The sequence below is a fragment of the Mesorhizobium kowhaii genome (genome assembly GCF_042431665.1).
Taxonomy (GTDB): domain Bacteria; phylum Pseudomonadota; class Alphaproteobacteria; order Rhizobiales; family Rhizobiaceae; genus Mesorhizobium; species Mesorhizobium kowhaii.
Genome location: NZ_JBHLYT010000019.1, coordinates 1 through 1,509, shown reverse-complemented (window position 1 = coordinate 1,509; position 1,509 = coordinate 1). Strand labels below are relative to the sequence as shown.

The window sequence follows — 1,509 nt, the reverse complement described above, 5'->3', positions numbered from 1 at the left end:
CCCCCTCATATGAGGCTCGTTGTGTCAATAGTAGCGGCGGCGGCGAAATCACTTCGGACGCTGTCGGGATCGGCCTCGCGGCGAATTGCGGAACAAGTCCACATCACCTCATATCCGGTCGGCTCTGGTGGAGCCTGCACCCATATCCCGCATGCACGGGCAAGTTTGGCGAGGCCGGGAAGGATGGGACCCATCTTTTTGACGGCGTTAACAGCCCTGGGGGGCGCCGGTCCACATCCATCCCGCTTCGTCGCAAGTGACGTTGGCCGCCCCTCGCGTCGAACTCTTTCGTCAGGCTTTGGTCATGGCGCCCTCCGGCAGCAGGCCCTGGGTCAGATACCGCCACAAGGCGATTATCAGCTTGCGCGCCAAGGCGACGATCATGGTGCGGCGGATGCGTCCTTTGCCGGCGCCGACGCGCTCATGAAACCAGCGCGCGAGACCGCTATCGGGCTGATGGCGCAGCCACAGCCAGGCAAGTTCAATGGCGGTTCGACGCGCTCGCGGATTGCCCGATCTCTGGATGCCTTGATCGCGGCTGACCGCGCCGCTGCTCCAAGGGCTGGATGCAAGACCGAGATAACCGGCGACCTCGCGCCGATTCTGGAAGTCGCGGAAGAACACCTCGTTCGTCATTACGCTTGCGATCGTCAGGCCAATGCCACGCAGATGACTCAGTTGGATGATCCCGGGAGCTGTGATCTCGGCGGCCTGACGCTGCTCAGCCTCGACCTCCATGATCATCTCAATCACTTGCCACAAGCGGTGGCACTCGCGCTTGATCTCGTTCTTCAGGCAGGACGGCAGATCCCGCCCGTCAGCCGTGCGCAGCGTCTCGAGCTGCTCACGCCAGTCCCGTCTGGCTGGCTTGAAGTCGCGGATGCCCTGGGTCATCAAAAGCCCCTTGACGCGGCTCGAATGCTGGCCGCGTTCGTTGACGAGCCGAGCCCGTTCCCGGCTGCGACGGCGATCGTTCTCCTGCTCGAGGCTCGGTACCCGCACAACCCGGCAGACCCTCGGCTCGCCACGTTCCAGCGCCATCAGCGTGCGCAGCAGCGCCGCCGCATCGAGGCGGTCCGTCTTGGCGCGGCGTGACCGGCGGTCGACCAGGATGCTGGCCGCGTCCAGAACCTGATTGTCGATGCCGCGGTCGCACAGGAAACGATGCAGCCAGAAACCGTCGTAGCCGGCCTCGTAGCACGACATTACCCGAACCGGACGCGTCAAGGCGGCCTGCGCCTGTTCGCGCCGGCGTTCAATGAGAGCCATAAGCCCTTCGGTGTCACCTCCTTGCAGGCGATGCAGGCTGATCTTGTCGACCGCCGGCGAGTGCAGGGCCACAAGCCAGGTCGACTTGCTCAATTCCAGTGCCATGAAAATTGTGGCAGTCTTCTCGTCGACGGGCGGCAGAGCAATGGATGAGAGATTCATGAGACGTCTCCAGGGTTAGGATGTCGGACCCCGAAACCTTACCTGAGTTCCGCCGCCCGTCGCCTCATGGGATCTTTT

1 protein-coding gene is annotated in these 1,509 nt (G+C 63.4%); it reads right to left on the bottom strand.

Annotated features, from left to right (window positions below; all coding sequences use genetic code 11):
* Positions 1–291: 291 nt before the first annotated feature.
* Positions 292–1,431, bottom strand: coding sequence for an IS110 family RNA-guided transposase (locus ACFFNA_RS14865; RefSeq protein ID WP_378919342.1), 1,140 nt, complete (start codon positions 1,429–1,431; stop codon positions 292–294).
* Positions 1,432–1,509: the final 78 nt, after the last annotated feature.

What these genes read in the sequence shown, in the direction of transcription:
- ACFFNA_RS14865 (WP_378919342.1), bottom strand. Translation starts at nt 1,431, where the DNA reads ATGAATCTCTCATCCATTGCTCTGCCGCCCGTCGACGAGAAGACTGCC.